The organism is Deinococcus betulae (assembly GCF_020166395.1).
GTDB lineage: Bacteria > Deinococcota > Deinococci > Deinococcales > Deinococcaceae > Deinococcus > Deinococcus betulae.
The window spans coordinates 1-25,265 of sequence record NZ_JAIQXU010000006.1 but is presented as its reverse complement, the minus strand read 5'-3'; the positions used below and the strand labels follow the sequence as shown (position 1 = coordinate 25,265).

The window sequence follows — 25,265 nt, the reverse complement described above, 5'->3', positions numbered from 1 at the left end:
GATAGGGGGCCGGGGGCGGGACAGGCGCCCACCCACTGCGGTCTTCAGAGGCGTTGAGACCCCCGCTGGAGCCTCAGCAACAAGTGGGCTTGCCGCGCGAGTGAACGTTACAGCCTACCGAAGGGCCTACTTCCCCTGGGATGCTGAGAAACCTCAGCGCAGCCGCAGCAGCCCCGCTGCGGTAGGCCGAAAACCGCAGCTCTCGTAGAAGCCTGACAGGTGGGGTTCGTAATCCACGTGCAACCACTCGGCCCCCAGTTCGCGCGCTGAAGCGGCTGCCCGGCGCACGAGTTCGGCCCCCACCCCGCGCCGCTGCCAGTCGGGGTGAACGGTGGTGTCCAGCAAAAAGGCGTGCGCGCCGCCGTCCCAGGCCACGTTGACGAAGCCGATCAGCTGCCCGCCGTTATGCGCCGTCACCCAGGTCAGCGAGCGGGCCAGGATGGCTGGCCAGGCGTGACCGTCGTCTGGGGCGCCCCAGGCCGCTTCCCGCAACTGGCTCAGCTTGGTGGAGTCCACAGCAGCCTGCACGCGGTACTCGGTCACGCAGCGTCCACCGGCACCCGCCGCCACAGGCATTCGCCTACAACGGGCAGTGTCTGCACCGCAAAGCCCTTCTGCTCCAGCATCCGCCGGAGGCGCAGATTGGGCTGGGCACAGTGCAGAGCATGGACACGCCATTCGATGAACCGCAGGTTCCACATGCGGGCATACCGCTCTGCCAGAGCCGCCAGCGCAGGTAACACGCCCTCGCCGCCCTCATCGATCTGGGCCAGTTCCAGAATCAGCGTGTCGTCTGATACAGCGAACTGACCCAACACCTCCGCCGAGCCGATGCGGATCACAAGGGGCTCACCGGTCAGCACAAGGGCGCGAAAGTGTTCGTCTGGAAAGGCCAACAGTTCGTCAGCTGTGTACCCCTCAAACCGCAGCGCGCTCACCCGCCAATCGTGCCCAGGGCGCGGCCCACCTTCTCGTAGGCGCTGAGGGCCTGATCCAGATCGTCTTTGGTGTGTTCGGCGGTCACGATGTTGCGGATGCGGGCCAGGTTGCGGGGCACGGTGGGAAAGCCCAGGCCCACAGCGAAGATGCCCTCGTCAAAGAGGCGGCGGCTGGCCTCAAAGGCGGCGGGCGCCTCCCCGAAGATGACCGGCGTAATGGGCGTGACGCTGCCAAAGGTGTCGAAGCCCAGCCTCTGCAACTCGGCCTTGAAGTAACGGGTGTTGTCCCACAGGCGCTCCATCAGGGTGGGGTCGCGCTGCACCTCGTCCAGGGCGGCGGCCAGGGCGCCCACCGTGGCCGGGGCCTGCGCGGTGGAAAACAGATAGGGCCGGGCGCGGTTAATCAGCAGCTGGCGCAGGTTCTCGTGGCCGGCCGCGTAGCCGCCCACCCCACCCCAGGCTTTAGACAGGGTGCCCACCTGAATCACGTCGTCGGCGTACTCGAAGCCGAAATGATGCACGGTGCCGCGCCCCTGGGCGCCCATGACGCCCGACCCGTGGGCGTCGTCCACGTAGGTGACGGCGCTGTACTTGCGGGCCACCGCCACCAGCTGGTCCAGCGGGGCCAAGTCGCCGTCCATGCTGAAGACGCCGTCGGTGACGACCATGATGAGGCCGTCTGTGGGGTTGTCTTTCAGCACCCGGTCGAGGTCTTCGGGGTCGGCGTGCTTGAACACCTTGCGCGTGGCCTTGGTCAGCCGCAGCCCATCAATGATGCTGGCGTGGTTCAGTTCGTCGCTGACCACGAGGTCGCCTTCTTTCAGCAGGCCGCCCAGCACCCCCTGATTGGTCGAAAAGCCGCTGTGCAGCACCAGCGCGCTGCCGGTGTGCTTGAAGTCCGCAATCTGCGCCTCAAATTCCTCGTGAATCCGCAGGGTGCCGGCAATGGTCCGCACGGCCCCGGCCCCCACGCCCCACTTGTCCAGATACTCGGCGGCGCGGGCCTTGAGGGCTGGGTGGTCGGCGAACCCCAGGTAGTTGTTGCTGGCCAGGTTGATGACGTTGCGGCCGTCCACGGTGGTGCGGGCATGCTGCGGGGCGTCCAGCACCCGCGGGTGAATCAGGAGGCCACTTTCACGCAGGCCGGAGAGGTCAGCGCTCAGGCGGTCGGACAGGGTGACAGGCATGCAGGCAGTGTAGGCGGGGAGAGGCAGGTTTGTCCGTGAGGCGAGGACGATAGAGTGAGGTGAATGCAGGTGCGAACCGGAGCGCTTGAGCTGTCCCTTGAGCTTCTGGGCTATCAGTTTCCAGATGCTGCCGTGGCTGGGATGCCAACTGGCTGAATGTCCGGCTGAAGCTCTCTTTGCCTGATGGCCGGGTCTGGGAGGTGGTTGACCCCTGCCTGACCGCTCGGGAGGCCCACCGGTTGCTTGCCTGGCTGGAAGAAGTTAGCGAGAAGGCACCCGTTTTCATCGGCTGGCAGCAGGCGGGCCTCAGCAGCACCGAGAGCTTTACCGAGCCGTGCCTAGTGCTCTCGGCGCGTTCTGCCTGGTTTCGTGACCCGGACCTTGACAACCAACTTCACCTGCGCATCGTGATGCAGGCGGAATATCTGCCGCCGTTTGCCAGGGAACTGGACCATTCACCCGACTGGATGGACACGGGCGAAGTCTCGGACGCCTGGGTGGACTTCCCTGTCACTCAGGCCGAGTTGCGAGCACTGACGGCCCAGTGGAAAGCCCAGGTCAGCCGCTTTCCTGTTCGTGGTGAGGCGTAGTCCTTCCCAGTTCCAGCACCATCCAGTCCTCGGCAAAGACCTGACCGTCCCGCCGCACCGCATCCGGCTGCCGGCCCCACACGCGAAAGCCGCAGCGTTCGTACAGGCGGCGAGCGGCTGTCTGGGTCTCCATCACCGCCAGATGCAGGGACGTGACGCCCGGCCAGGTGCGGGTGGTCTCAATGCCGGCGCGGACCAGCCTTTCTCCTGTGCCCTGCCCCCGCGCCGCCGGCGCCACCGACACGCCGTAGATGTTGACCCGGTGGGCCAGTGCAGGGGCTGACTCGCGCACCAGGGTCAGCAGCCCTACCAAGTTGCCACTGAGAAAAGCCCCCAGCGTCACCCCTGGCGCGTCTGGAGCCAGGCGGGCCTCAAGCTGATTCAGGGGTTGCGCAGCAAATTCGGCGGCTGTGGTCAGGAAAGCGGCTGGGTCGGCGTGCAGGGCCGCCAGCCGCACGGCCCGGTAGACCTGGGCGTCGGCCACGGTCAGGCGACGTGTGAAGGTCATCCCCGCTCTGGGGCGCCCAACGTGACCAGCTGGGCCGGCCCAGGGCGCGCTTCGCCCACCACGCGGTCGCGCCAGTTCAGCACGTGGCCGTCGGCGCGCACATGGCGGGTCAGGGCCAGGTCAAGGTCCGTCACCAGCCAGCCCGGTTCATTCCAGCCCAGCTGCCCCAGCACCCCGTCGGCGGGCAGGCCATTGTCGGCAGGGGTGTAGATGCCGGCCGCGCCGTGGGCGTCTTCCACGGCGTAGGTCCAGGGCGCGTCGGCAATCAGGGGGGCGTGCAGGGCGTAACACTGGTTTTCCAGGGCGCGGGCCATGCTCCCCACCCGCACGCGCGTGTACCCCGCGCGGCTGCCAGTAAAGGAGGGCACGACCAGCAGTTCTGCGCCGCCTTCGGCCAGGTGCCGGGCCAGGGCCGGAAATTCGCTGTCGTAGCAGATGGCGATGCCAAAGCGCAGCGTCCAGCCGGGCAGCGGTAGCTCAAAGACGCGCGTGCCCTCACCGGGGGCGATGTCCCATTCCTCGGCCTCAAAGCGGGTCATCAGCAGCTTGTCCTGATGACTGTGCGTGCCGTCCGGGCCGAACACATACGCCCGGTTGACAAACACGTCGCCGTAAGCGACTGGAAAGCTGCCGGCCACCAGCCCAACACGGTATTCGCGGGCCAGGCGCGCGTGCAGACTCAGGAAGTTTGGCAAGAAGGCTTGCAGCGCCGGCCGCATGCCCCGCACGTCGTGGTGCAGGGTGTTTGGCAGCAGGCTGATCAGCTCCAGCGGCGCGTACTCGGGAAACACGAGGAGCTGCGCCCCCTGACCCGCCGCGTCGGCCACCCAGCGCGTGACTTTGGTTTCAAAAGCCGCCCAGCCGTCCAGAAACTCAATCGGGTAGGCCGCCGCCGCCACCCGCACCACCGCGTCACGCTGCGCTGTCATGTTCCCGAGTGTAGGGTGCGCCACCCGCGCGGCGCCGCCGCCAGATGACCTATGCCAGTCACCCAGGCAACAAACACTCAGCCAAGAACAAGCGCCGGAGAGGGCCGGCGCTGCTCTGCATGCGCAGGGGATTCGAACCCCTGGGTCATCTCCCGGAGGACTGACTGGGCGTCCCTCTTCCAGCCCAGGCTCCATCTAGCCTGCTCTGTCGTCACCGGGGACGCCCCCCTTCAACCACTCAGGCTGCGCAGGGTAGAGGTTGCCGCTGGGCTTCAAGTCGGTTTTGAGAGGCGTTGGCTGGCCTCCACCCCCGCTTGGTGCCGTTTAAGGTCTGTTACTCCCATTTCTAACGGTCTGGCAAGGGTGCCACTATTAGCCCCCGCTCTAATAAGGGCGGGGGCCGGGCTGGTCAATTCAGGTGACGCCTCTACACATCCTCGCTGCCGGTGTCCATCCGAACGATTTGGGGAGTGAAGCGGCCGACCACATCCACCAGATCACTCTGCCGCGCCAGCACCTCTTCAATGCGCTTGTACGCCTGCGGGGCCTCGTCAATCCCGCCGCCAATCAGGGTCACGCCGCGCGCGGCCAGGTACGCCTGCACGTCCTTTTTGGCCAGTGTGCGCTCAGCAGCCTTGCGGCCCAGCACGCGCCCCGCGCCGTGGCTGGCGCTGCCCAGGGCGTCCCGGTTGCCCAGACCGCGAACCACGTACCCAGGGTCAGCCATGCTGCCGGGAATCAGGCCCAGTTGCCCGGCCTCGGCGGGGGTGGCGCCCTTGCGGTGCACGATCAGGTTCTGGCCACCGACCTCCTGTTCCCAGGCCAGGTTGTGACTGTTGCGCACCTGTGCCAGCGGCTGCACGTTTAGGGCGCGTGCCAGGCGGGCATGAATCAGGTCATGGTTGGCCAGCGCGTAGCGGCCCGCCAGATTCATGGCCTGCCAGTAAGCCTGCCCGTCCTCGCTGTCCAGGGGCAGCCACGCCAGCTTCTTGGCAGCGGGGTCCAGGCCAGGGTGGCGGCGCTCGGCCAGATTGGTGAAGTGCCCCGCCACCTGCGCCCCAAAGCCGCGGCTGCCGCTGTGGGACAGCACGGCCAGGTACTCGCCGGCCTCCAGCCCCAGGTCGGCGTCTGCCAGCGTGAAGGTGCCGAATTCCACGAAGTGATTGCCGCTGCCGCTGGTGCCAATCTGGGTGGCAGCCTTCTCAAACAGGTGGCGCAGCAGAGGCTGGTCCTGCCAGGCGCCCTCGTGCAGCACTTCGTGGTCCTGACGGTCGCGCTTGTCGAAGGCCACGCCGGCCCCAAAGCGGGTGTGCTTGAGCAGCAGCGCCTTGCCATCTTCAGCGTGCAGGGCGCCGGGCGCCACGGGCAGCACCGAGAGCATCATGGAGCAGCCGATGTCCACGCCCACGCCGTAGGGAATGACCGCGTTTTCGGTGGCCAGTACCCCGCCAATAGGCAGGCCGTAGCCCACATGGGCGTCGGGCATCAGGGCACCGGCGCGGCTGACCGGCAGGCGCATCGCCACGTCCATCTGGCTGCGGGCGCCGGGCTCGATCAGGTCCTGGCCCCACACCGGGTAGGGCAGCGGCGCGGCGCGCAGCTCGGCCCCTTTCAGGGCGTCACGCGTCGCTTGCTGGGCACTCAGTTCAGTGGCTAGGTCGGCATAGACGCCGCCGGCCAGGTACGCCGCCGGGTTGGCCTGCACAGCGCGCAGTTCCGCCAAAATCTCGTCGCGGGCCAGGCCAGCGGTTTCGCGGGCAGCGGCGGCGGTCTGGGCCAAGGCGATGGCCTTTTTCTCCAGGCCAAGTTTCACAAGATGTTTGCCGTTCATGGGCAGAGGATGTCCTTTTTCAGTGGGGAAGAGGGAAGCACAGGGCTCCCGGTTCGTTGAGGGGTGTCCGGTCGTCGGGGTCGCTGGCATCTGATCTGAGGTCTGGCATGGTGGCCCTCCTGTGCGCCCACTTTGCCGCCTTGGGGTGAGGCTGGACATCCGCGCGCTGGCCTAAGCATGGAGATGAAGTGGGATGAACTTTCAAAACATGCTTTGGATTTCACTTGGCTGAAAGGTCTCGCGGTGCTGTGGGGCAAGAGAAGAAAAAAGACCGATTACCGGGAATTAAACTTGCGAATCGCTGAGGTCAGAAAGCTGCTCAGGACTCTCCCGGCTGCTCCAGAAATGGGCGGAGTCTGTATGGGCTCTGGCACGGCTTAAACACGTTGTCAAAAGATCACTTACGACCAATGCTCAGGCGTCGGGTAGATCTTTCCAGTCTTGAGGGGCAAACTTTGCCCACAAAAGCCCCAGACGCTGCACGACCCACCACTTGTATTTCCGGCGTAGTTTCGGGGCGAAGATCATCCACGCTCCTCGGCCATGACGGGCATCCTTGAAGGTCCAGGAATCGAACTAGGACTGCTCTACAGTGGCGTTGAACTGTCGTAAACGGTGATCGTTGGGCTGGTAATACTGATCTAGAATTGCAACGAATTTAGACAGACATTCAGCGTCGCCACTGCCAATCAGTTGCTGGCCTCGCTGCGTAATCTTGTAGATGACGTCAGGGTTGTACGGGCCATAGGCGCCAAAAGCCCGCTTCAGGTCTGGCTGTAAATCAGGGAGAGCCTTCCCTACATCGTTCAAGAAGGCGGCCATCCAGCGGTTGTCTAGCCCCATTGCCTGCAGCGTACAGGGAGCTTGAGACTGATCTCTGCATAGACGTGGGTGAGGCCGCGAAGTCGTACTAGCGCAACTCGCTGGGGTCGTAGGCCACCGCTGCAGGCACCAACTGTCCATTCTGAGCGCGGTAGGTCAGCACCAGGCGGCCCACGAAAGCCCACTCCTTTTGCACCTCGACTAGTGCGGTCAGGTGGCCACTGCGCACGGCCCAGCGCACCTGATCGCCGATGCGGGCGGGGTCTGGGCCAAAGTCGTCGTCAGGGAGGGGCAGGCGGACCTCACGGCCGCCAACGGTCAGCGTGGTGGGCCCAAAGCGGACCTGAGCACGCAGGTACGGCACGGGTGGCGTCACCGACCATTCGCGCAGGTCCGGCAGCCGCAGGACGCGGGCGTCGTAGACCGCGAAGCCGGTGCCTTCATCGGTCATCAGGGTTATCAGCAACTCGTGCACGCCGTCGCCGGTGACATCAGTGGTCATGACACTGGGCCAGAAGGTCGGGTTGCTGAGGGTTTGCCACGCTGGGAAAGTGCGGCTGACGCTCCCCGCTTGTACGCGCAGGCCGGTCAGGAACCCTTCGCGTTCCGGGGCCAGGGCCGTCACCCGGACAGGGGGCGAGGCCTGGCGCGCCACCAGAAAGCCAGCGGGGACGCGGCCAGCTGGTAGCGGCAACTCGGCGCCGCCAGCCAGGGCAAACGAGGCGGCGAGGGTCAAGGCCAGCGGCAGAGGGCGCATGACCCATCTTGTCACCGTACGGCGGGCCAGCCTCGGGTGTCCACCCCCAGCGCCGTCGCCCGCACCGGCACGCGGCGCACCAGATCAAAGCCGAAGCTGGTCCAGTGCCACTCGCTGAGGGTCTGGGCAGGCGCGGACGGAGCGGCGTAGCTGACTTCCAGCGTGACCAGCGTGCCGCCGGGCCGAACACTCAGGGCGCGCACCGGCCGGTACAGGGCACTGCCCACCCAGACCTCGCGGTAAGCGCCGCCGGGCAGCGGGCGCAGCACGGCCACATGGGCGCTACGCCCCGCCGCGTCTTGGTTGGCGGTAATGGGGGTGGGGCCAGCGCTCCAGCGGTGAATGGGCCAGTTGCGCCACGGCCGCCAGACCGCCAGCACGCATTCAGGGGTGCCATCGCCCGTGACATCGGCGGAGACTGAGGCCGAGACTTCCCAGGTCGCCGGTAGGTTCAGGGCCGGGCAAGGTGTTGGGGAGATGACAGCAGCGGCGGGCTGCCACTCGCCCGCCGGCGAGAGGACGCGCCAAGCTGGCCCAGCGTCCCCGCCCGCCAGAGCCGATCCCAGCAGGAGCAGGCCCAGCGCAGCGCGCCTCATGTCCCCTCCGGGCAGGCCGGCAGCCCCAGCCGGGTCAGGGCGGTGCGGCGGTCCTCGCCGGCGGCCCGCAGAGCGCGGCCCGCGCGGGTGCGGGTGGGCACGGCGCAGGCGCGCGTGACGTCTGCCAGCGGCACCCGCACCACGGCCCCCAGTCGGGCGGCGGGCAGGGTCTGGTCGAACAGCAGGTTGCCCAGGCTGTACAGCACCAACACCCGTCCACCCGGCCCCGTCAGGACCTCGTGGCCTTGCAACACGTGGGGCCCGCTGCCGGCCACCACGGTCGCGCCAGCGGCAGCCAGTTGCCGGGCCTGGGCGCGCTGACGCGGGGTAGACCGCCCATATTCGGCGCCCCAGTGCGGCAATACCACGACCACCTCCGCCCGGCGCGCGCCCTCCCGAACGGCCCCCAGAGGGGGCGGCGTGCGGCCGTCGTCCAGGTACGCCACCCAGGCCACCATCCGGTTCCCCACGCGGCTAAGGCTCAGGGTGCGGGTGATGGGGGAGAGATGTGCGGCCCGCAGCATCTGCTGGCTGCGCCGCTGCCCGGCTACTCCGCCGTCCCCAGCGTGATTGTTCTCCACGCTTAGGTGGGTGAGGGGGTGCAGGGCGGCCACGGCGGCCACTGGGGCACGCAGGTCAATGCCGGTGGTCACGCGCGGAGCGTCTGTCAGCGGTGATTCCAGATTGGCGGCGCTGGCATCAGCTTGCAGGGCGGGGCGCACCCCTTGCAGGGCGGCGGCCCAGCTTCCCGCGTTCGCCTGCGCCACCCCACGCGCCAGGCTGACATCGCCGGCCAGGGCCAGCACTGGGGTCGGCGTCTCGCGCCCGCCCGCCGTCAGCAGGAAAGCAACCAGGACCGGAAGGGTCAACCTCCCCCTCACTTCACCCGGATGCCGTCCAGCCACGGATGGGCGGGGGGCGCCTGGCCCGCGCGCAGCTGCTTGCGCCAGGCTTCGTCGGTCAGGCGGCTGCTGACGGGCACCTTGAACTCGTACTGGCTGTAGACGCCGCCGCGCGCCACCTGCAGGCCGCCCCGGCCGTCGGGGACCACGGCGTACAGCTCGTCAATGTAGCCAGTGGCTTCTTCCAGCGCCCTGTTGCCGGCGGTTGCCACGTCAGCCACGACGGCCGCCATGTCGTTTTCGTCAAACTGGCTGGCTTCCTGGCTGCCGTCCTGCGGGTCGGCGCTGGCCAATTTCATCTGTTCCAGCCAACCGCCGTAGTAATTCAGGCGGTCATATTCGTCGCGGGTCAGGGCGGTGCCGGCCAGTTGCTTGGCGGTGGCCGTGTTCAGGAAGGTCAGCATGGAGCGCAGCTCGGTCAGGTTGTTGGCGGTGCGCTCGGACAGGACGCCCTGGGTTTTCAGGACATTCCTGGTCAGGGCCTCTAAGGTCAGCAGGCGTGTCCAGACGGCCGCGTTGGGTTCCACGTAGCCGCGCGGCGGCTCGGGTTCCTCGCCCGCGCCCATCTCGGCCATCGTCTGCTTGGCGTACAGAATGGTGTCGTGGCGCAGCTCGGTCCACGAGCCCAGGGCCGTCAGCAGTTCCTTGCGCGTCCAGGCGGGCGTGCGCATAAAGGCCGGGTAGCGCGCGTCCCGCGCGGCGGGCTTGGCCAGAGGCTGCAGGGCGTACAGCCAGCCGCTGTAAACGTTGGCGGTCCAGTCCTTTTCCTTCAGCGCAGCAAAACTGGCGCGCACTTTCGCCATCTGGGGCAGGTAGTTGGCGTACCCGGCCTCGCCGGTGCGGCGCAGTTCGTTCAGGGCGGCGTCGCTGCCCAGGGCGGCCAGCAGGTCCAGGCCCCGTGGGAATTCGCGGGGCTTTTCAAGGGTGCCCACCTCGCGGTAAATCAGGCGCTGAAAAGCCGCGCCGTCCAGGGTAAAGCGCTGGCCCATCACCCGGAAGCCCAGCGTCTGGCGCTCGCGCACCTCGCGGCCCTCGCCGGGCTTGGCCTCCACGAAGACGCTGTTGACCTGCGGCGGTGGCAGCTTGGCCAGGGCAGCCTGGAAGGTCTTCAGCACGGCGGGGTCGGCCAGGCGGCGCACCTGCCCACCTGTAGTGCTTTTCAGGGCCGCGGCGTACTGGCGGTAATTCAGGTCGTCACTGGCGCCGATCAGCAGTGTGGTGGGGTCATACAGGCGCGCCCACAGCTTCTGGGCCTCGGCATTGTTGGTCAGCAGGTTGGTCAGCAGGGCGGCGGTGCGGGTCTCGCCGGCACTCTGCACGCGCAGGTTCACGCGCCCCAGCCACATCATCGTGCGGAAATAACGCTTCAGGGCGTCGCTGCGGGTGTAGTGGCCCCGTGGCACGTACTGCGAGTAATCCTCTTCCAGTTCGGTGGCCGCAAAAATAGGCGAGGTGGCGCGGCCGGCGTGGGCGTCAATGAGTTTCAGCTCGGCGGTGACCAGACTGGCCACCTCAGCCGGCGGCGTAGTGGCCGGGTCAATCAGTTTGGCGGCCACGGCCAGGTACGCCAGGGCGCGGCGGGCGTCGCCCTCCAGGGGCGTGCCCTTCAGGGCGGCGTGCTGCCGCCGGGCGTCGGCCACCAGCAGCGTGGTCAGGCGGCGCAGCGCGGGCGACAGCGATTCCCGTTCCAGGTCGCGCAGCAGCTTGTCAAAGACGAGGTGGTACACATGCAGCATGGAGTCGGTGGTCGCAAACACCGGCTGGTTGAGGTAGCGGGTGGCCTCGTAGACCCCATCAAAGTGCGTCCAGGTGCCGGGGCTGATCACAAACCCGTTCTTGCTCAGGGCGGCACGCTGAGCTGGGCTGAGGCCGCTGGTGCCCACTTCGGGGTCGGACCGCAGCACTTCCTGGTTTTTGATGGCGCTCAGGTTGACGGGCAGATTGTAAGAGGTCGGCGCGGCCAGCGCGGCGCTGAAGCTGCCCAGCAGCAGGGTCAGGGTGAGAGGTCGCATGGCTCAGGTCATACCACAGGCCTGGGCGGTGGGTTGGGGAGGCTCGTCGCAGGCTTGACGGCAGCCCTGGGGGTGAGTACGCTCGCCAGACACCTCAACCAGAGACCACCATGCATAGACGCTTCTAATCCCTCACGCCTGCGCCCTACAGCGCCGCAGTCTGCGGCAGCTGAGTGGCTGCACTGTTCGTGAGGGACGATGCTGGCAGGCGGCGTGTCTGCCGGCGTCTTCCCTGAGCTGTTCTTCTTACCTTTAGGGAGCCTGGCATGAGCGAATTCACCCATCCGACCATTCAACGCCTCCACCACCTCTTGGTGCCTCACCCTACCCAGCCCGCCCTACTGATGCTGCCCACCGGCGACGCCTGGGCCTGGCCGCAGTTTGCGCCTACAGAGGCGCATTTTGGCGTTGTGGACCATATCAACGCGGCCGCGCAGCGCCTGTTTGGCCTGCGGGTGGCAACCTTGCGCTGCTTGGGCGATGACTGGTCGCCGGAAGCTACCTGCATCAACTCCCTCTACGAATTGGAAAACCTGAGTGCTTCTGGTGACTGCCCGCCAGGGGGCCGATGGGTAACGGAGGCGGACCTTTCTGGGTTGTTCCTCAGCTCCCCGACCCAGCAGCAGGCCATGCACGCCTGGTTTGCCGAGGAGCGCGACGGGCGGCCGCTGGGTCGCCGGCCCTGGGCTCGGCCTGGCTGGTTTGCCGGGGTAGAGGCCTGGATGACCGCTCAGGCTCGGCGCCCAGGCGCCGAGCCGCTGGAGAAGGCCGAACAACTGCGTAACTGGGAACGCTCGACGCTGCTGCGTCTGCCCACAACCCAGGGCACGCTGTACTACAAGGCGGCGCCCGCCCCGCTGGCCGGTGAGGGGGCGTTACTGGCCTGGCTGGCGGAACGCTTTCCCGGTGAGGTGCCCGAGGTGGTAGCCCAGGACCCGGCGCGCGGCGGCGTTCTGATGCGCGATCTCTGCGCCCAGCCACTCAGCGAGACTGCCGATCTGAGGCTGTTCAGGCGCGCAGCCCGGCGATACGGTGAACTTCAACGCGCGCTGATTCATGACCTGCCGGAATTGCCGCTTTACCCGACGGCGGGGCTGGCTGAACCTTTCGACACCCTGCTGGGCGCCATTCAGGACCTCGCGGTGCCGCTGGAGCCGGCGCACCTGGAACGGCTGCGGGCAGCGGGCCCCCGCTTACAGGCGCTATGCGCGGAACTCGCCGCGTGCGGCCTTCCCGACACCCTGGAACACGGCGATTTCTGGCCCACCAACGTGGCTATGCGCGGGGAGAATCCTGTGTTCTTCGATGTCTCGGACGCCACAATCACACACCCGTTTTTCAGCCTGCGCCTGTTTCTGACCAACCTCTCCGAGTGGCTGCCTCAAGAGCCGCACGCTCAGGCACAGATCGTTAGCGCCTACCTGGCGGCTTGGTCAGATCTGGCAGATGAAGCCACCCTGCGGCGGGCCTACGCGCTGTCGCGGCCACTGGCGGCTCTGCACGCGGCGCGGCTGTATGCCGAACGGATTCTGCCCGCCCTGGAAGCGCGTTGGGAGATGGAGGGCATGCTTCAGTTCGCCCTCCACGATCTGCTGAACGAGCTGGATGGGCTTAAGGGGTAGTCGCCGGAGGTCTACTCCTGTGCCAGCGCCGCCCGCGCTTCGCCGGTTTCGTTCCAGGGCAGGGTCTCGTGGGCCCGTTCCAGGGTGTCTTCCGGGCCTTTACCCGCCAGCAGGACCGTGTCGCCGGGCTGGGCCAGGGCGACGGCGCGTCGAATGGCGTCCTGGCGGTCCGGCACGCGCTCAAAATTATGCCGGCCGGCCTCGCGGGCGCCGCGCTCCATTCCGGTCAGGATGTCGTCCAGCGGGGTATCGCGGCAGTCCTCTTCAGTAAAGATCGCGTGGTCGGCCAGGCGGGTGGCCACCTCGCCCAGCGGTGCGCGCTTGCTGGGATCGCGCGGCCCCCCGGCCGAGCCGATGACCACCAGCAGCCGCCCCGGTGTAGTCGCGCGCAGGGTGCCCAGGGCTTTGTCCAGGCTGGGCGGCGTGTGGGCAAAGTCCACAATGACCCGGCGCCCCCGGCTGTCCGGCACGAGTTCCATGCGGCCGGGCACCCCAGCGAAGGAGGCCAGCCCAGTCTGCAGTTGGTCAGCGCTAGCCCCCAGATGGGCGGCCGCTGCCATCGCGGCCAGAGCATTGGCCACGTTAAAGCGGCCGATCATGGGCAGCTGCGCGTCAAACTCGCCCAGTGGCGACACCACGTGAAAGTGCAGGCCTGTGGAGCGCTCCTCAAGGCCTCCCGCGCGCCAGTCGGCGTGCTGGCCCTCAGCCGAGTAGGTGGTCTCGGCGGGGGCCACGCCGCGCAGCTGGGCGGTCCAGGGGTCGTCCACGTTCAGCACGGCGAAGGGCGCGCGCTCAATCAGCTTGCGTTTGTCGGCAAAGTAGTTGTCCAGGGTGCCGTGAAAATCCAGGTGTTCGCTGCTCAAGTGCGTCCAGATGGCTGCGCTCCACTGCACGCCGCGCACCCGCTCCAGGGCCAGGGCGTGGCTGCTGGCTTCCAGCACAGCGGCGTCGGCGCCGGCGCCTACCAGTTCGGTCAGGGTGGCCTGCACCTGCGGCGCTTCTGGGGTGGTGAAGTGGGCTGGGAAATGCCGCAGCACCCCGTCGGGCAACTCGTAACCCGCCGTGCTGAGCAGGCCAGTCTTCAGGCCGGCCGCCCGCAGCAGGTGGCGGGTCAGCCAGCTGGTGGTGGTCTTGCCGTCGGTGCCGGTGACGCCGACCACGCGCAGCTGCCCGCTGGGGTGCCCGGCCAGAGCTGCCGCCGCGTCGGCCAGAGCGGCGCGGGCATTCGGGACCACTAGATAAGGCAGCGGCGAGGTCACGCCGCTCGGCAGGCCTTCGCCAATGACAGCCACGGCTCCGGCCGCCGCCGCCTGAGCCAGAAACTGGTGGCCGTCAAAGCGCGCGCCGCGAATCGCCACAAAGGCCGAGCCCGGCCGCACCCAGTCGGCCTGATGGGTCACGCCGAGAACCTCAGGGTTGATCTGGGGATCGGCAGGAGCAGAAGCGTGCAGGGCGGCGGCCAGCTCGGCAAGGCGCATGGGGCGCATCATGCCAGAAGTGGGCCACCCGGCGGCGGCTTGTGGAGGCTGCTGACCTGCGGCACACTGAGACCCAGGAGGCCGCCCCCACCGTGTCCGAGCCGATTCATCCAGAGATTCAGGCACAGTTGCAGGGCCTCTGGGCCGCTGTGCGGGCCGGCGGGCGGCCTGAGCTGGTGCTGCTGGAAGGCGCGGCGGGCCTGGGCAAAAGCCACCTGGCCCGCGCGCTTTCTGACCACGCTGCGCGAGACCCGCAGGCGGCGGTCGCCCTGGCGGCGCCGGGTGGCCTCATCGGAAGCTTGCTGCTGGCCCTGCCCGAACTGCTCTCGTCGCGCGACCCGGCGTTTCTGGCGGCGGCCCGGCCTCACCTCAACCGCGACTGGCCGGCCACGGTTCCGCCACCGGCCGGTCCCAGTGATCCGGCGGCCACCCTGGCCCGCGCGGTGGCTGGGGCCGTGGGCCGCGTGCGTCCGCTGCTGCTGATCGCCGAAGACCTGCACGACCAGCCGCAGGGGGCCCGCGCCTTTCTCAACACGCTCTGGACCCGCCTGCTGCTGGACGAGCGCCCCGCCCTGCTGCTGCTGACCACCCGCCCGCTGGCCGAGTATCCAGATGCCGCGCGCAGCGCCGAGGAACTGGGCCGCAGCGCGCAGCTGGCCCGCGCCGCCAGCGGGTCAGAGGTCACGGCGCTGACCCTTGCGCCCCTGACAGACAGGAGCTTGGAGGTGCTGCTGCGCGCCGCACTGGGAGGGGATCCGCCGCCGGGGCTGCTGGAGTGGCTGCGTGACCACGCCGAGGGCCACCCCCTGCGCAGCGCCGAACTGCTGCGGGTGCTGCGCGAACGCGGCGCCCTGAGCCGCCACGAACACCACTGGCAGTTCTGCCCGCCGCCCGCCGGGTCGCTACCAGGCTCGCTGGGGGCCGTGCTGCGCGAGCGGCTGCACCCAGTCCAGGCGGCCCGCACGCCCTGGGCTGCCCTGAGTGCCCTGGCGGTCCTGGACGCCCCCACCCCAGAGCCGGCGTGGCGCGCCGTGGCGGGCCTGGGCCACGAGGCCTTCGCGCAGGCGCGCGACTGGCTGCTGCACCGCGACCTGGTGCGGCTGCACGGCGCAGGTCAGCCGGCCGAATACACCTGTGCCCATCCGCTGTATCCGCCGCTGGTCCGCGCGGAACTGGACTGGGGCGTTCTGGAGACCTTACACGCCCGCGTCGCGCAGGCTGACCTGGACGTGCTGGCCCGTGCCCGACACGCCCGGTTGGCGGCCTTGCCGGAGGCGCGCGCCCTGACCGAACAGGCCCTGACCCTGGCCCAGCAGCGCGCCGCCCCGCACGAGGTTATCCGCGAGGCCCGCGCGCTGCTGGAGATGGCCCCAGCCCACGCCGCCGCGCAGGCGGCGCTGGTCGCTGCCCTGGACGCCCTGGGCCACTGGAACGAGGTGCTGACCGAAACGGCCCAGGACCCGGCCACGCTGCCCCTGACCCAGCTGGCCTTCCGGGCTCAGGCGCTGGCGGAGCGCGGACAGTTGCCGCAGGCCCTGGCGGCGGCGCGGCTGGGCCTGGCCCGCGCCGGAACCGGGGAACTGGCCCCCGCCCCACACCTGATGCTGGAAGACGTGCTGTACCGCACCCTGCTTCATCAGGGCCACCTGGACGAGGCCGAGGCCGGACTGACATCGGCCCTGGCCGGCAACCTTGACCCGCTGCGCCGCATGCACCTGCTGGACATCCTGGCGCGGCTGCATCAGCGGCGCGGTGATTACCACCTGTGCCTGCACCTGTCGCGCGAGGCCGCAGCCCTGATTGCCGGGCAGCCTCCGGCGGACGGGGTGAGCGCCGGGCGCCACTGGCGGGCTCTGATGTCGGCTGGGTCCAGCGCCATTCACATGTCCCTGTGGGCCGAGGCCGAAACGCACCTGTGCGCCGCCCATGACCTGATCGTGCGCCAGGGTCACGTCGCCAGCCTGATGGTCGTGGAAGGCAACGTGGCTTACTTGCAGCTGATGCAGGGGGACTACCCCAGCGCCGAGGCTGGCACCTGGCGTCAGTACCACCGCGCGGTGGCCAGTGGCAACGCGCGGGTGGAGGCCGCCCTGCTGTGGAACCTGGGGATTTGCCGCCTGTGGCGCGGCGACCCTGGCGAGGCCCTGACCCTGATGCAGCGCTCCTGCGGGCTGTGGCCCAGCGTGGGGGCCGCCAACCCCAGCGACTTTGCCGAGGCCCTGGCCCTGGCCGGCCGCCTGGATGAAGCGCGGGCGCAACTGGCCCTGCCCGACCACGACTTTTACCCTGACCACCCGAATTCCCGCGCGCGGGTTCACCTGCTGCTGGGGGACCCGGCGGCGGCGCTGGGCGAGGTGGCCCGCCTGCGCCCCGATGACGGCGCTGGCTTGCAGGCGCGCGCCGCCCTGATTCGCGCGCAGGCCCAGCTGATGCGGGGCGACCCTGGCCAGGCCGGCACTGAACTGACGGTGGCCCTGGCTCACGCGCAGGCGGCCCAGCACCGCAGCGTGCTGGCCGAGTGGCACCTGACCCGCGCTGTCTGGCAAGTGCGGCAGGGCGAGGACGGCGCCGCCGCGTGGCAGACGGGCCTGGCAGGGGTGCAGGCGGTGGACGGGCAGGGCCACCTGATGTTCGTGCGCGCCTGTTTTCTGCAGGTCGCTGCGGCACTGCGGGCGCGGCCCGCGCCCGCAGTGCCGGCGGCCCAGACCCGCCTGAGGCTGCTGGGCACGGTGGTGGTGGAGCAGCCCGGCGGCGTCCGGCCCTGGCGGGCCAGAAAGGTCAAGGAACTGCTGGGCCTGCTGGTGTGCGCCCACTACGGCGAGGGGCACCCGGCCGCCCTGACCCGCGAACGCCTGACCCTGGCCCTGTGGCCCGACGCCGACGAGGCCAGCGCCGAAGCCAGTTTCCGCAAGACCCTGACCCGGCTGCGCGAGGCGCTGGGCGGCGCCGCCACCCTGACCCGCACCGCGCACGGCTACGCGCTGGCCGGGGTGCAGGCCGACCTCGACGACTTTCTGGCAGCGCTGCACGCGGGGCAGGACGCCCAGGCGGCGGCGGCGTACGCGGGGCCGTTTCTGGGCGACCTCGACCTGCCAGCGGCAGGTGAACTGCGCGACGCCCTGCACGCCCGCTGGCGCGAGGTCACCCTGCGCCTGACCTACCACGACCCCCAGGGCGGACTGCCGCACCTGCGCCGCCTGCTGGCCCACGACCCGCTGGATGTGGCGGCCACCCGCGCCCTGCTGGACGCCCACGAGCGCCTGGGCGAGCCGGAAACCCGCGCCGGAGCACTGCGCCGTGCCCAGACTCTCTTTCACGCTGCCCTGGGCGAGATTCCGCCCGAATTAACGGCCGCGGCTGGGTAGGTGGGCTCTGGATGGAAGGCTGCGAGATGACCATGAAGACGCGGTGATGGCCACGGTCCTGCGGGCGCGTTTTGGCACTGAAGGCCCGGCGCGGCTTCTCCTGCATTCGGTCACCGAGCGGTCGGTCGCGCTGCTTCTCTCCTCGGAGAACTAGACGTTGGCCAGCTGTGGGGCGGCGAGACGCAACTCCAGTGCCGAGGAAGCTGACTGGCTGCTCAAGAACGGGCCGTAAGCGCTGTGGCCTGGACCCGGCGTTCCCAGCACTGGCGGGTTGGACATTGTTCGTGGTGGCAGAAGCAGGTGAGCATCTCCGAGACCGCTTCATAGGGACTCCGATTGAATCGTTTGCAAAAACGATGAAATCCGAGCGGAGCGAGAAGGAGAAAAACGGTTTCCGGACGTGGAGTTGGCAAATCGGCGTTTTCCCGATTTGTTAACGAAACAAACGGAATCCGTATCAGACAGTCAGGAAGCCTGGCGCCGTTTCTTCGCTCGGTTCCCTGGGCGTAGGGGGCTGGCGGGCGTCTCGCGCGTCAGTTTCGACCCGGCGACAGGCGGCGGGACAGCTCTCGCACAGGCTTGGCCGTCTGGCTAGCTGTGGGCTGAGCTTCTCTCTTGTGCGCCAGGCAACCGGGTGACACGTCAGCTCCAGCGGGGTGGCCTGGATTTCGTAGGAGCGCCGCCCTCTACCGCACCCGGCGGTAGAGCCCACTGAAACTCACGTTCAGGCCGCCACAGGTGCCACTGTCCAGCACCAGCAGCCAGGTGCCCACCGGCCACAGGGCGGCGGTGCAGTCGCCATCGGCATACAGCCAGGGAGCGGCCGTTCCGGCGCGGCGCAGAGGGCCGTTCAGGTGGCCCGCGTTCACACTGCCGCCCGCCGTGGGGAACAGGGCCATGCCGGTCAGCCTCAACTGGTTGGCCTGGCGGGTCAGGGTCAGGCCCGCGTTGGCGTCCCGCTCCCAGGTGCCGGGGGTCAGGGTGCTGACCGTCAGGGGCTGGGTCTCCTGGTCGCGCAGCAGGCCCGTGCGTGAGGCGTCGCCAGGTACATAGGTGCAGCGCCGCCCACCCATGCTGGCGCCTTGTAGCACCAGGTCACCCGTCATAACGCCTGTGGGGTGCAATTCGCCGCTGGCTAAGGTCAGCAGAGGGCGGCGGGCTGTCACCCGGGCGGGCCGCAGGGTGGCCGGGTCAAGGCCGTCCCAAGGGGCTGTGCAGGTGGGACCAGTGCTGACGGCCGCTCCCTGCGCGGCTGCTGGGGGTGCAGACAGCAGGGCGGCACTCAGCAGCAAGAGGCGGCGCATGGGGTCAGGGTAGCGCGTCTCTGGTCAGGGCACAGGGCCGGGTGTGGCTCCTCGGCCCTTTACCGAAGCAGCGGCAGCCCAAAGCCGTGCGCCTGCACCCGCGCGCACACCCACTCGAAGGCCTCTGGGTCAGCCACGAAGTCCAGTTCATCGCCGGGAACGCGCACCACCGGGCAGGCGTCAAACCCGGCAATCCAGCTGTCGTACAGGCGGTTCAGGCCGCCCAGGTAAGCCTCGGGGATGTCCTGCTCATAGGTGCGCCCGCGCTGGGCGATGCGCCGCTTCAGGGTGGGCAGCGCCGCGTCAATGTGAATCAGCAGGTCCGGCACCCGCAGCGCCGGCCGCACGCCCTCGTACAGGCCGCAGTAGGTGGCCCAGTCGCGCGCCTCCATCTGCCCGCTTTCAAAGAGGTTGCGCGCAAAGATATTGGCGTCTTCAAAGACGGTGCGGTCCTGAATGACGTACCGCGCCCCTGTCACCAGATTCAGATGCTGCTCCAGGCGGCGCGACAGAAAATACACCTGCGAATGAAACGAGTAGCGCCGCATATCCTGGTAAAAGTCTTCCAGGTAGGGGTTGTCGGCATACGGCTCGTACACGGGCCGCAGGCCGTAGCGCGCCGCGAGCATGCGCGTCAGGGTGCTTTTTCCGCTGCCGATGTTGCCAGAGACGGCGAGGTACATCAGCTCGCTCCGCTTGCAGTTCTAGGGAGTGGGGAAGAGGGAGTGAGACAAACTGGTTCTGTCCACTCCCCACTTACTCCTGACCACTGCCTGCTCATCAGTCGGCCGCCTGACCCGCGCCCAGCGCCGCGTCCACGGCAGCCAGCAACTGGGTCTCGTCGTCGGCGTTGTTCACGAAGTCCAGCCCGGCGGCGTCCACCGTCAGGTGAGGGTGTGGGTAGCTGCGGAAATAGTCGTCGTAGCGCGCGGTCAGGTCGGCCAGGTACTCGGCCTTCATGTCCTGCTCAAAGGGGCGGCCCCGCAGGGCGATGCGGCGCAGGAGCTCATCGGTGTCGGCGCGCAGGTATACCACCAGATCGGGCGTGGGCAGACGCGGCGAGAGGTGGCTGTACAGGTCTTCATACAGTGCAAACTCGGCGTCTTTCAGGTTCATGGCCGCAAAGATGAAATCCTTGTCAAACAGGTAGTCACTGACCACCGAGTCGCGGTAGAGGCCGGGCTGCCACAGCGCCGAGAGCTGCTTGAAGCGCGACAGCAAAAAGAAAGCCTGCACCTGAAAGGCGTAGGCTTCCGGCTGGGCATAGAACCGGGCCAGAAAGGGGTTTTCCTCCACGATTTCTAGGTTCAGCTCGGCGCTGTGGCGCGCGGCCAGCCGCCGGGCCAGGCTTGTTTTTCCCACTCCGATGGGGCCTTCGACGACAACGTACATGACAGGCCAGAGCATAGCGCCCCCCACGTTCCTCAAGGGTGGATGAAGGCGCTTGACAGTCGGGGGCTGGGTGCTACGGGTTGCCGTCTGCCCTGTTGAGACCTCAGAACAGAATTGTCGGGTTCAGCCTTGGCCTGCCTGTCTTTCTACTGACCTGCTGTAGCGCTCTAGTCAGGCCGCTGTTGGCAGTGGGGCCGGCGCTTCCGTGTCAGAGGCGGTGCGGGTCAGCAGCAGGGTCCCTGCGCCCCAGCAGCCGCCCACCAGCGCGGCGGCGAACGCCAGCGGCGGCAGGCTGATGCTGGCGGCCACGGCGCTCAGGCCCAGCATGGCGCCCACCACATCCGGCAGGGGCAGCCGGGCGCGCACGGCCAGCGCCCGCCCGGCGTCGTAGGCACTGACACTCAGGCCCACAGCCGTCAGCAGGGCCGAGAGCGCCAGCGCAATCATGGCTGGCCCCAGCAGCCCCACCAGCGCCAGACCTGCTGCCGGCCCCAGCAGCGCCGAGAGCGCCAGCACGCCCAGAGCCAGCGTCCGCACCGGGGCATGTCGCTGGCGGCGGGCCAGCAGGGGCGCCAGCCCCGAGACAAACAGCAGGAGCAGGGCGCCGCCTGTCAGCGTCACAAATACCTGCGGCCAGGCGGCGCCGCCCAGCCAGCCCAGCACGGGCCGGAAAGCAGCGGCCGTCACCGCCCCAAGGCCAGGCGGCACCGGCGTTTCCACGGCTTCCCGGTCACCGGGGGCGTGGCCCAGCAGGGCGTTCACGCGCCCCTGCACCCGGGCCCCAGCCGCGCGGCGCACGTCGCCCAGCAGCGTCACCACCTCGCCCGACACCTGGGCGCCGGGCTGCAACTCCACGTTGCCGCCCACCGCAATCACGTTGCCTCTCACCGGACCACTGACGACCACGTCCTCCCCAAAGCGGATGGTGCCGCTCTGGGTGACCGCGTACAGGGCCGGCAGGGTCAGCACAGCGCTCAGGGCAAAGGCCAGACCTCCGTACCGCTGCGCTGCCGGGACCGGTCGCCACGCCACCAGCAGGCTGGTCAGCAGGGCCAGCCCCAGGCCCACCCCGGCCAGCGGCGACACCTGGGCCAGCAAGGTCTGCAGCACCAGTGCCCCTGCTGTCAAGTTGGGCCAGGCGCTGGAGACCGCCAGCACCGTCAGGGCCGTCAGCAGCGACCCCACCAGGATCAGGGGCGCAGGGTTGCGCTGCGTGCCAATGAGTGCGGCGGCGGCAGAGGGCACAGGCAGCGGCGCGGGGCCAGTGCGCGTCAGGACCTGCTCCTCGGCCAGGCGCCGGCTGACCTGCGCGGCCACACTGCGCGGCAGAGCCGGTGCGGCGGCCTGAAGCCGCGCGGCAGTGGCAATCTCGGCGGCCACCTGTGGCGCCACCGAGTGCGGCAGCGCAGGGCCGGTCTGAAGGGCGTGGCTGACCCTCACCAGCTGCGAGACCTGGGCGGCCACGCTGCGCGGCAGGGCTGGGGGGGCGGTCAGCGCCAGCGTGCAGTCCAGCTGCACTTCGGCTGCTACGGCCGCCGCCACCGAGCTTGGAGCCACCGGCGAGGGGGTCCGGAGCGCCGCGTGCAGCCGGATGTCCTGGGCCACCGCCGCTGCCACGCTGCGGGGCAGGGGCGGGGGAACCGTGAGGGCGTGGGCCGCTGCGGCCAGCCGGTCCCGTTGCCGCGCCACCTCGGTCTGGTCCGGCACGGCCGCCAGGAGCGCCGCCTCTGCGGGCGTCAGGTCACCGTCCGCCTCCTGATGAAGGAGGCGGAGCCACGGCAGCCCTGCCCTGAACATGTCAGTCTCCGCGCCCATACGGCCCCTCTACGGGGGAAGGTCGCCAGAGGTTCCCACCGCGCCGGCCCAGACCGGCAACCCGTTCAGAAGGTGTCTGACGCCGCATACGGTCCACTCTTGCCCCCGGTTTTGCTCAGCAGGCGCACACCACTAATTTCGATGGCCTTGCTGACCGCTTTCAGCATGTCGTACACGTTCAGGGCGGCCACGGTCACGGCGGTCAGGGCTTCCATCTCGACGCCGGTTGGGGCCGTGGTGCGGACCTGCGCCCACACCCGCACGCCGCCCTCTTCCAGCGTTACGCGCACCTCGGCGCCCGTGACCGGGATGGGGTGGCACAGGGTCACCAGGTCGGCTGTGCGCTTGCTGCCGGCCAGCCCGGCCAGCTGGGCCACCACGAGCGGGTCGCCCTTGGGGCCCGCGCCGCTTTCCAGGGCCAGCCGGGCCTCGGGCGGCAGGCGCACCCACGCCTCGGCGGTGGCCTCGCGCGCGGTGGCTGCCTTGTCGCTCACGTCTACCATGCGCGGCTGCCCCCCCTGAAAGTGCGTGAGCTGGGTCACTCCTCGGGCACCTTCAGGTCTGCCAGGGCAGCAAACGGGTTCTGCTTGGCGTGCAGTGAGCCTTCGGGGGCGCCCAGGGCGTCGTCAATTTCTTCAACCGGGACCTGGGCCATGTGGGCGCACGGCCCTTCATTCAGGTCGTGGCCGCACACCTGACACAGGCCCTTACAGGCCTCGTCGTGCAGCACGCTCAGCGGCGCGGCCAGCAGAGTCGTTTCGGCCAGGTACGCACTCAGGTCCAGCTCCGGTGAGCCGAAGACGAGCACCTCCTCACCGGACTCGGCTTCTTCCAGGTAAGGCGCGTCGGCACTGGGGTCGTGGCGCATCAGGGTGCCCAGGGTCAGGTCCAGGGGCACCGCCACGTCGCGCAGGCAACGGGCACACTCCATCACCACCACTGGCTCAAAGGACCCCTGCAAGTAGAGCTCATGGCCGCCCAGGGCATTGACGCTGACCTCGAACGGTGCAGGCTGGGCAAAACGCAGGGTCAGCTTCTCGCCGCCCTGCTCATACTGGAGGTCATCAAGGGCGCCCTGGGCATGCGCGTCGTCCGAAGAGGCGCGCAGCACCGACCCAAGGTGAATTCGAGGTGAATCCGTCATGGGGTCATGATAGAGCGCTCAGGCTCACAGAACCCTGGCGGCGGCACGGTGCCTGGCCTCAGAACGTGAAACCAGAGTGGAGCTTGATAGCCGCTCGGTAGCGCCAGTCTCGTCGGCCCTCGCTGGCCGCTGGGTATGAACCGGCTGGTAATACGGACTGCCGTCTGTTTTGTTGACAAACCAGAACAGACCCGGTGTGGCAACTCCACGCCCGTCAGCCGCCTTTGCTCCCACCCGCTCTGCTGTGCAGCATTGCAAGTCCGCTTGGATTTCATCGTTGTTGCAAACGCTGGGGTTAGCGTCCGTATCAGACCTGTCCGCCAGCACTGGTAACCGCGTTCAGGCCAGCTCAACCACGCTGGCGTCGCTGATGGTCAGCTTGTGGGCTCGCGGAATGGTGTGCCCACCGCGCACCTGGGCACGCACGCCAATCAGGCAGTCTTGCAGCCGCCGGTTCACATTCTCGATGCGCGCACCTTCATCCACCACACTGTGCTCAACCTCGGCGCCGCGCACCACGCTGCCGTCGCCAATACTCGTAAAAGGCCCTATGTAGGCGTCCTCGATGACCACGTTGTCTCCCAGCATCACGGGGCCAACAATCTTGCTGCGAACGACCCGTGCCGAGGCGGGAATGACCACGCGGCCGGTAATCTGCGACGCGCTGACCTCACCCTGAATGTTAGTCTCCGTGCGTTCTAGCAGTAGGCGATTGGCGTCCAGCAGGTCGGCGGGGCGACCCGTGTCCTTCCACCAGCCTTTCACGGCTTGCCCTGTTACGGCGCAGCCCCGCTCAATCAATCCCTGGATCCCGTCGGTAATCTCGTATTCACCACGGGCCGAGGCCGGCATGCCGTCTAGTACAGAGAAAATCTCAGGTGTAAAGCAGTACAACCCCGCTACGGCGAGGTTGCTGGGCGGGTTCTTGGGCTTCTCGACCAGCCGCGTGATGCGGGTGCCGTCCAGCTGCGCCACTCCAAAGGCGGTGGGGTCTTCCACCTGCACAAGGGCAATGAGGGCACTGGGGCGCTCGGCTTGAAAGCGCTCTACAAAGGGCGCCGCCCCAAACTCAAAGAGGTTGTCGCCCAGATACACACAGAAGTCTTCCTGATCCACCCAATCGCGGGCTGTCAGTACGGCGTGGCCCAGGCCGAGCTGCTCGTGCTGGTTAATCAGGGTGACCTTGACCTTAGAGACATGTTCTATAGCGTGCTGAATCTCGTCGCGGGTAATGTCGGAGACCACGATCCCGATGTCAGAGATTCCCGCTGCTTGCAGCGTTTCCAGCGCGTGCTGAATGATGGGCTTGCCTGCCACGCGCAGCACAGGCTTGGGCCGGGTGTAGGTCAGGGGGCGCAGGCGCGTGCCCAGGCCAGCAGCGGGAATGATGGCTTTCATTGAGGACAGGCTAATGTATTCAATGGTAATCCGTTGAGTCTGGAAGTGCTGGGGAAGTCCACAGTAGAGATCATCCGGAAATCACGCGGAGCAGGATGACGATGCAGGCGAGCTGAACCATCCCCAGAACGTTCTGTGCTTTGACTTCGTCGCGTGTTCTCACTTGGCGGAAGCTTTGGAGCCATGCGATGGTGCACTCGACCTTCCAACGCCGCCGATAACGGCGCAGTGGCCGACCATCCTGGGTTTTCTTTCGATTCCTGCGATTGGGCGCGATCATGTCGATCCCGAGCACCGCGAGCTCCGCATCCAGCCCGTCGCTGTCATAGGCCTTGTCCCCGATGAGGCGTTCGGGGAAATCCATACCGAAGGAGGCGTCCAACGTGTCGTGGACGAGCGTCACCTCGGCTGGACTGGCGCGACAGGTGTGAAGCGCGAGCGGCACGCCGCTCGCATCGACCATGATCATGATCTTGGTGCCTTTGCCCTTCTTGGTGGGGCCGACGTCAGCGCCCCCTTTTTTGCGGCACTGAAGGTGCCGTCAATGAATGCCTCGCGCAGGTCGAGGAGTCGTTGCTCCTCGCCGAGCTCGTAGAGCGCGGCCAGGATGGCTGGGAAGATCTGCCGTTCGTTCCATTCCTGGAAGTGGTCATGACAGGTGGTCTTAGGTGGGTC

At 68.2% G+C, this 25,265-nt stretch carries 22 protein-coding genes and 1 pseudogene; 3 read left to right on the top strand and 20 right to left on the bottom strand.

The window, feature by feature from the left end; all coding sequences use genetic code 11:
- Positions 1-153 precede the first annotated feature (153 nt).
- The 3 genes from K7W42_RS06275 to K7W42_RS06265 are packed head-to-tail and all read right to left on the bottom strand — an operon-like array spanning position 154 to position 2,125.
- The gene (locus tag K7W42_RS06275) at positions 154-543 is read right to left on the bottom strand and encodes a GNAT family N-acetyltransferase (RefSeq protein WP_224573201.1); all 390 of its coding nucleotides are present in this window, start codon (positions 541-543) and stop codon (positions 154-156) included.
- Positions 540-938, bottom strand: coding sequence for a hypothetical protein (locus K7W42_RS06270; protein ID WP_224573199.1), 399 nt, complete (start codon positions 936-938; stop codon positions 540-542). The genes K7W42_RS06275 and K7W42_RS06270 overlap by 4 nt, the downstream gene beginning before the upstream one ends.
- Entirely contained in the window at positions 935-2,125 is a 1,191-nt protein-coding gene (locus K7W42_RS06265; RefSeq protein ID WP_224573197.1) for a BioF/Kbl family PLP-dependent acyltransferase, read from the bottom strand. Before K7W42_RS06265 ends, K7W42_RS06270 begins: the two co-directional genes overlap by 4 nt.
- Positions 2,126-2,301: 176 nt before the next feature.
- On the opposite strand from K7W42_RS06265, the gene K7W42_RS06260 reads away from it, so the two are divergent.
- A complete protein-coding gene (locus K7W42_RS06260; protein WP_224573195.1) occupies positions 2,302-2,715 on the top strand; it encodes a WapI family immunity protein in 414 nt (137 codons plus the stop codon).
- On the opposite strand, the gene K7W42_RS06255 is transcribed toward K7W42_RS06260, so the two are convergent.
- From K7W42_RS06255 to K7W42_RS06220, 8 genes are all read right to left on the bottom strand, one after another.
- The gene (locus K7W42_RS06255; protein ID WP_224573193.1) at positions 2,684-3,223 is read right to left on the bottom strand and encodes a GNAT family N-acetyltransferase; all 540 of its coding nucleotides are present in this window, start codon (positions 3,221-3,223) and stop codon (positions 2,684-2,686) included. The genes K7W42_RS06260 and K7W42_RS06255 overlap by 32 nt on opposite strands.
- A complete protein-coding gene (locus K7W42_RS06250; RefSeq protein WP_224573191.1) occupies positions 3,220-4,152 on the bottom strand; it encodes a carbon-nitrogen hydrolase family protein in 933 nt (310 codons plus the stop codon). The genes K7W42_RS06255 and K7W42_RS06250 overlap by 4 nt, the downstream gene beginning before the upstream one ends.
- Before the next feature lie 427 nt (positions 4,153-4,579).
- Entirely contained in the window at positions 4,580-5,983 is a 1,404-nt protein-coding gene (locus K7W42_RS06245; RefSeq protein WP_224573190.1) for an RtcB family protein, read from the bottom strand.
- A 576-nt stretch (positions 5,984-6,559) separates the two neighbouring features.
- A complete protein-coding gene (locus K7W42_RS06240; RefSeq protein ID WP_224573188.1) occupies positions 6,560-6,826 on the bottom strand; it encodes a hypothetical protein in 267 nt (88 codons plus the stop codon).
- Positions 6,827-6,893: 67 nt separating this feature from the next.
- Entirely contained in the window at positions 6,894-7,562 is a 669-nt protein-coding gene (locus tag K7W42_RS06235) for a hypothetical protein (protein ID WP_224573186.1), read from the bottom strand.
- 11 nt (positions 7,563-7,573) lie between these two features.
- The gene (locus tag K7W42_RS06230) at positions 7,574-8,158 is read right to left on the bottom strand and encodes a hypothetical protein (RefSeq protein ID WP_224573184.1); all 585 of its coding nucleotides are present in this window, start codon (positions 8,156-8,158) and stop codon (positions 7,574-7,576) included.
- On the bottom strand, positions 8,155-9,027 hold the full coding sequence (locus tag K7W42_RS06225; protein ID WP_224573183.1) for a CapA family protein: 873 nt from the start codon (positions 9,025-9,027) through the stop codon (positions 8,155-8,157). The genes K7W42_RS06230 and K7W42_RS06225 overlap by 4 nt, the downstream gene beginning before the upstream one ends.
- Positions 9,028-9,035: 8 nt before the next feature.
- Positions 9,036-11,072, bottom strand: coding sequence for a DUF3160 domain-containing protein (locus K7W42_RS06220; protein ID WP_224573180.1), 2,037 nt, complete (start codon positions 11,070-11,072; stop codon positions 9,036-9,038).
- A 266-nt stretch (positions 11,073-11,338) separates the two neighbouring features.
- Here K7W42_RS06220 and K7W42_RS06215 point away from each other — a divergent pair, with 266 nt between their 5' ends.
- Positions 11,339-12,694 carry a phosphotransferase gene (locus tag K7W42_RS06215; RefSeq protein ID WP_224573178.1) on the top strand — a complete coding sequence of 452 codons (1,356 nt, stop codon included), beginning with the start codon at positions 11,339-11,341 and terminating at the stop codon, positions 12,692-12,694.
- Between the two features lie 11 nt (positions 12,695-12,705).
- On the opposite strand, the gene K7W42_RS06210 is transcribed toward K7W42_RS06215, so the two are convergent.
- Positions 12,706-14,172, bottom strand: a complete 1,467-nt coding sequence (locus tag K7W42_RS06210; protein ID WP_224573177.1) for a UDP-N-acetylmuramoyl-L-alanyl-D-glutamate--2,6-diaminopimelate ligase — start codon at positions 14,170-14,172, stop codon at positions 12,706-12,708.
- 41 nt (positions 14,173-14,213) lie between these two features.
- Between K7W42_RS06210 and K7W42_RS06205 the strand changes: the two genes are divergently transcribed.
- Positions 14,214-17,537 carry an AAA family ATPase gene (locus K7W42_RS06205; protein WP_224573176.1) on the top strand — a complete coding sequence of 1,108 codons (3,324 nt, stop codon included), beginning with the start codon at positions 14,214-14,216 and terminating at the stop codon, positions 17,535-17,537.
- A 686-nt stretch (positions 17,538-18,223) separates the two neighbouring features.
- Here the strand turns inward: K7W42_RS06205 and K7W42_RS06200 are convergent.
- From K7W42_RS06200 to K7W42_RS06165, 8 genes and pseudogenes are all read right to left on the bottom strand, one after another.
- Complete coding sequence (locus K7W42_RS06200; protein ID WP_224573175.1) at positions 18,224-18,841, bottom strand: hypothetical protein; 618 nt, start codon at positions 18,839-18,841, stop codon at positions 18,224-18,226.
- 59 nt (positions 18,842-18,900) lie between these two features.
- Positions 18,901-19,524 carry a deoxynucleoside kinase gene (locus K7W42_RS06195; protein ID WP_157460046.1) on the bottom strand — a complete coding sequence of 208 codons (624 nt, stop codon included), beginning with the start codon at positions 19,522-19,524 and terminating at the stop codon, positions 18,901-18,903.
- Positions 19,525-19,621: 97 nt separating this feature from the next.
- The gene (locus K7W42_RS06190; RefSeq protein ID WP_224573174.1) at positions 19,622-20,233 is read right to left on the bottom strand and encodes a deoxynucleoside kinase; all 612 of its coding nucleotides are present in this window, start codon (positions 20,231-20,233) and stop codon (positions 19,622-19,624) included.
- Between the two features lie 171 nt (positions 20,234-20,404).
- On the bottom strand, positions 20,405-22,048 hold the full coding sequence (locus tag K7W42_RS06185; protein ID WP_224573173.1) for a polymer-forming cytoskeletal protein: 1,644 nt from the start codon (positions 22,046-22,048) through the stop codon (positions 20,405-20,407).
- 65 nt (positions 22,049-22,113) lie between these two features.
- On the bottom strand, positions 22,114-22,590 hold the full coding sequence (gene moaC / locus K7W42_RS06180) for a cyclic pyranopterin monophosphate synthase MoaC (protein ID WP_224573172.1): 477 nt from the start codon (positions 22,588-22,590) through the stop codon (positions 22,114-22,116).
- On the bottom strand, positions 22,587-23,192 hold the full coding sequence (locus K7W42_RS06175; protein ID WP_224573171.1) for a DUF177 domain-containing protein: 606 nt from the start codon (positions 23,190-23,192) through the stop codon (positions 22,587-22,589). Before K7W42_RS06175 ends, moaC begins: the two co-directional genes overlap by 4 nt.
- A 339-nt stretch (positions 23,193-23,531) precedes the next feature.
- Positions 23,532-24,590 carry a glucose-1-phosphate thymidylyltransferase gene (locus tag K7W42_RS06170; protein ID WP_224573170.1) on the bottom strand — a complete coding sequence of 353 codons (1,059 nt, stop codon included), beginning with the start codon at positions 24,588-24,590 and terminating at the stop codon, positions 23,532-23,534.
- Between the two features lie 70 nt (positions 24,591-24,660).
- Positions 24,661-25,265 (bottom strand): annotated as a pseudogene (locus K7W42_RS06165) (IS5 family transposase); the annotation flags it as partial.

Bases quoted from the DNA above. Each gene is read 5' to 3' on its own strand.
- K7W42_RS06245 (WP_224573190.1), bottom strand. From the start codon at position 5,983: ATGAACGGCAAACATCTTGTGAAACTTGGCCTGGAGAAAAAGGCCATC.
- K7W42_RS06175 (WP_224573171.1), bottom strand. From the start codon at position 23,192: ATGACGGATTCACCTCGAATTCACCTTGGGTCGGTGCTGCGCGCCTCT.
- K7W42_RS06265 (WP_224573197.1), bottom strand. From the start codon at position 2,125: ATGCCTGTCACCCTGTCCGACCGCCTGAGCGCTGACCTCTCCGGCCTG.
- K7W42_RS06210 (WP_224573177.1), bottom strand. From the start codon at position 14,172: ATGCGCCTTGCCGAGCTGGCCGCCGCCCTGCACGCTTCTGCTCCTGCC.
- K7W42_RS06190 (WP_224573174.1), bottom strand. From the start codon at position 20,233: ATGTACGTTGTCGTCGAAGGCCCCATCGGAGTGGGAAAAACAAGCCTG.
- K7W42_RS06250 (WP_224573191.1), bottom strand. From the start codon at position 4,152: ATGACAGCGCAGCGTGACGCGGTGGTGCGGGTGGCGGCGGCGGCCTAC.
- K7W42_RS06185 (WP_224573173.1), bottom strand. From the start codon at position 22,048: ATGGGCGCGGAGACTGACATGTTCAGGGCAGGGCTGCCGTGGCTCCGC.
- K7W42_RS06235 (WP_224573186.1), bottom strand. From the start codon at position 7,562: ATGCGCCCTCTGCCGCTGGCCTTGACCCTCGCCGCCTCGTTTGCCCTG.
- K7W42_RS06200 (WP_224573175.1), bottom strand. From the start codon at position 18,841: ATGCGCCGCCTCTTGCTGCTGAGTGCCGCCCTGCTGTCTGCACCCCCA.
- K7W42_RS06255 (WP_224573193.1), bottom strand. From the start codon at position 3,223: ATGACCTTCACACGTCGCCTGACCGTGGCCGACGCCCAGGTCTACCGG.
- K7W42_RS06215 (WP_224573178.1), top strand. From the start codon at position 11,339: ATGAGCGAATTCACCCATCCGACCATTCAACGCCTCCACCACCTCTTG.
- K7W42_RS06240 (WP_224573188.1), bottom strand. From the start codon at position 6,826: ATGGGGCTAGACAACCGCTGGATGGCCGCCTTCTTGAACGATGTAGGG.
- K7W42_RS06170 (WP_224573170.1), bottom strand. From the start codon at position 24,590: ATGAAAGCCATCATTCCCGCTGCTGGCCTGGGCACGCGCCTGCGCCCC.
- K7W42_RS06220 (WP_224573180.1), bottom strand. From the start codon at position 11,072: ATGCGACCTCTCACCCTGACCCTGCTGCTGGGCAGCTTCAGCGCCGCG.
- K7W42_RS06230 (WP_224573184.1), bottom strand. From the start codon at position 8,158: ATGAGGCGCGCTGCGCTGGGCCTGCTCCTGCTGGGATCGGCTCTGGCG.
- K7W42_RS06195 (WP_157460046.1), bottom strand. From the start codon at position 19,524: ATGTACCTCGCCGTCTCTGGCAACATCGGCAGCGGAAAAAGCACCCTG.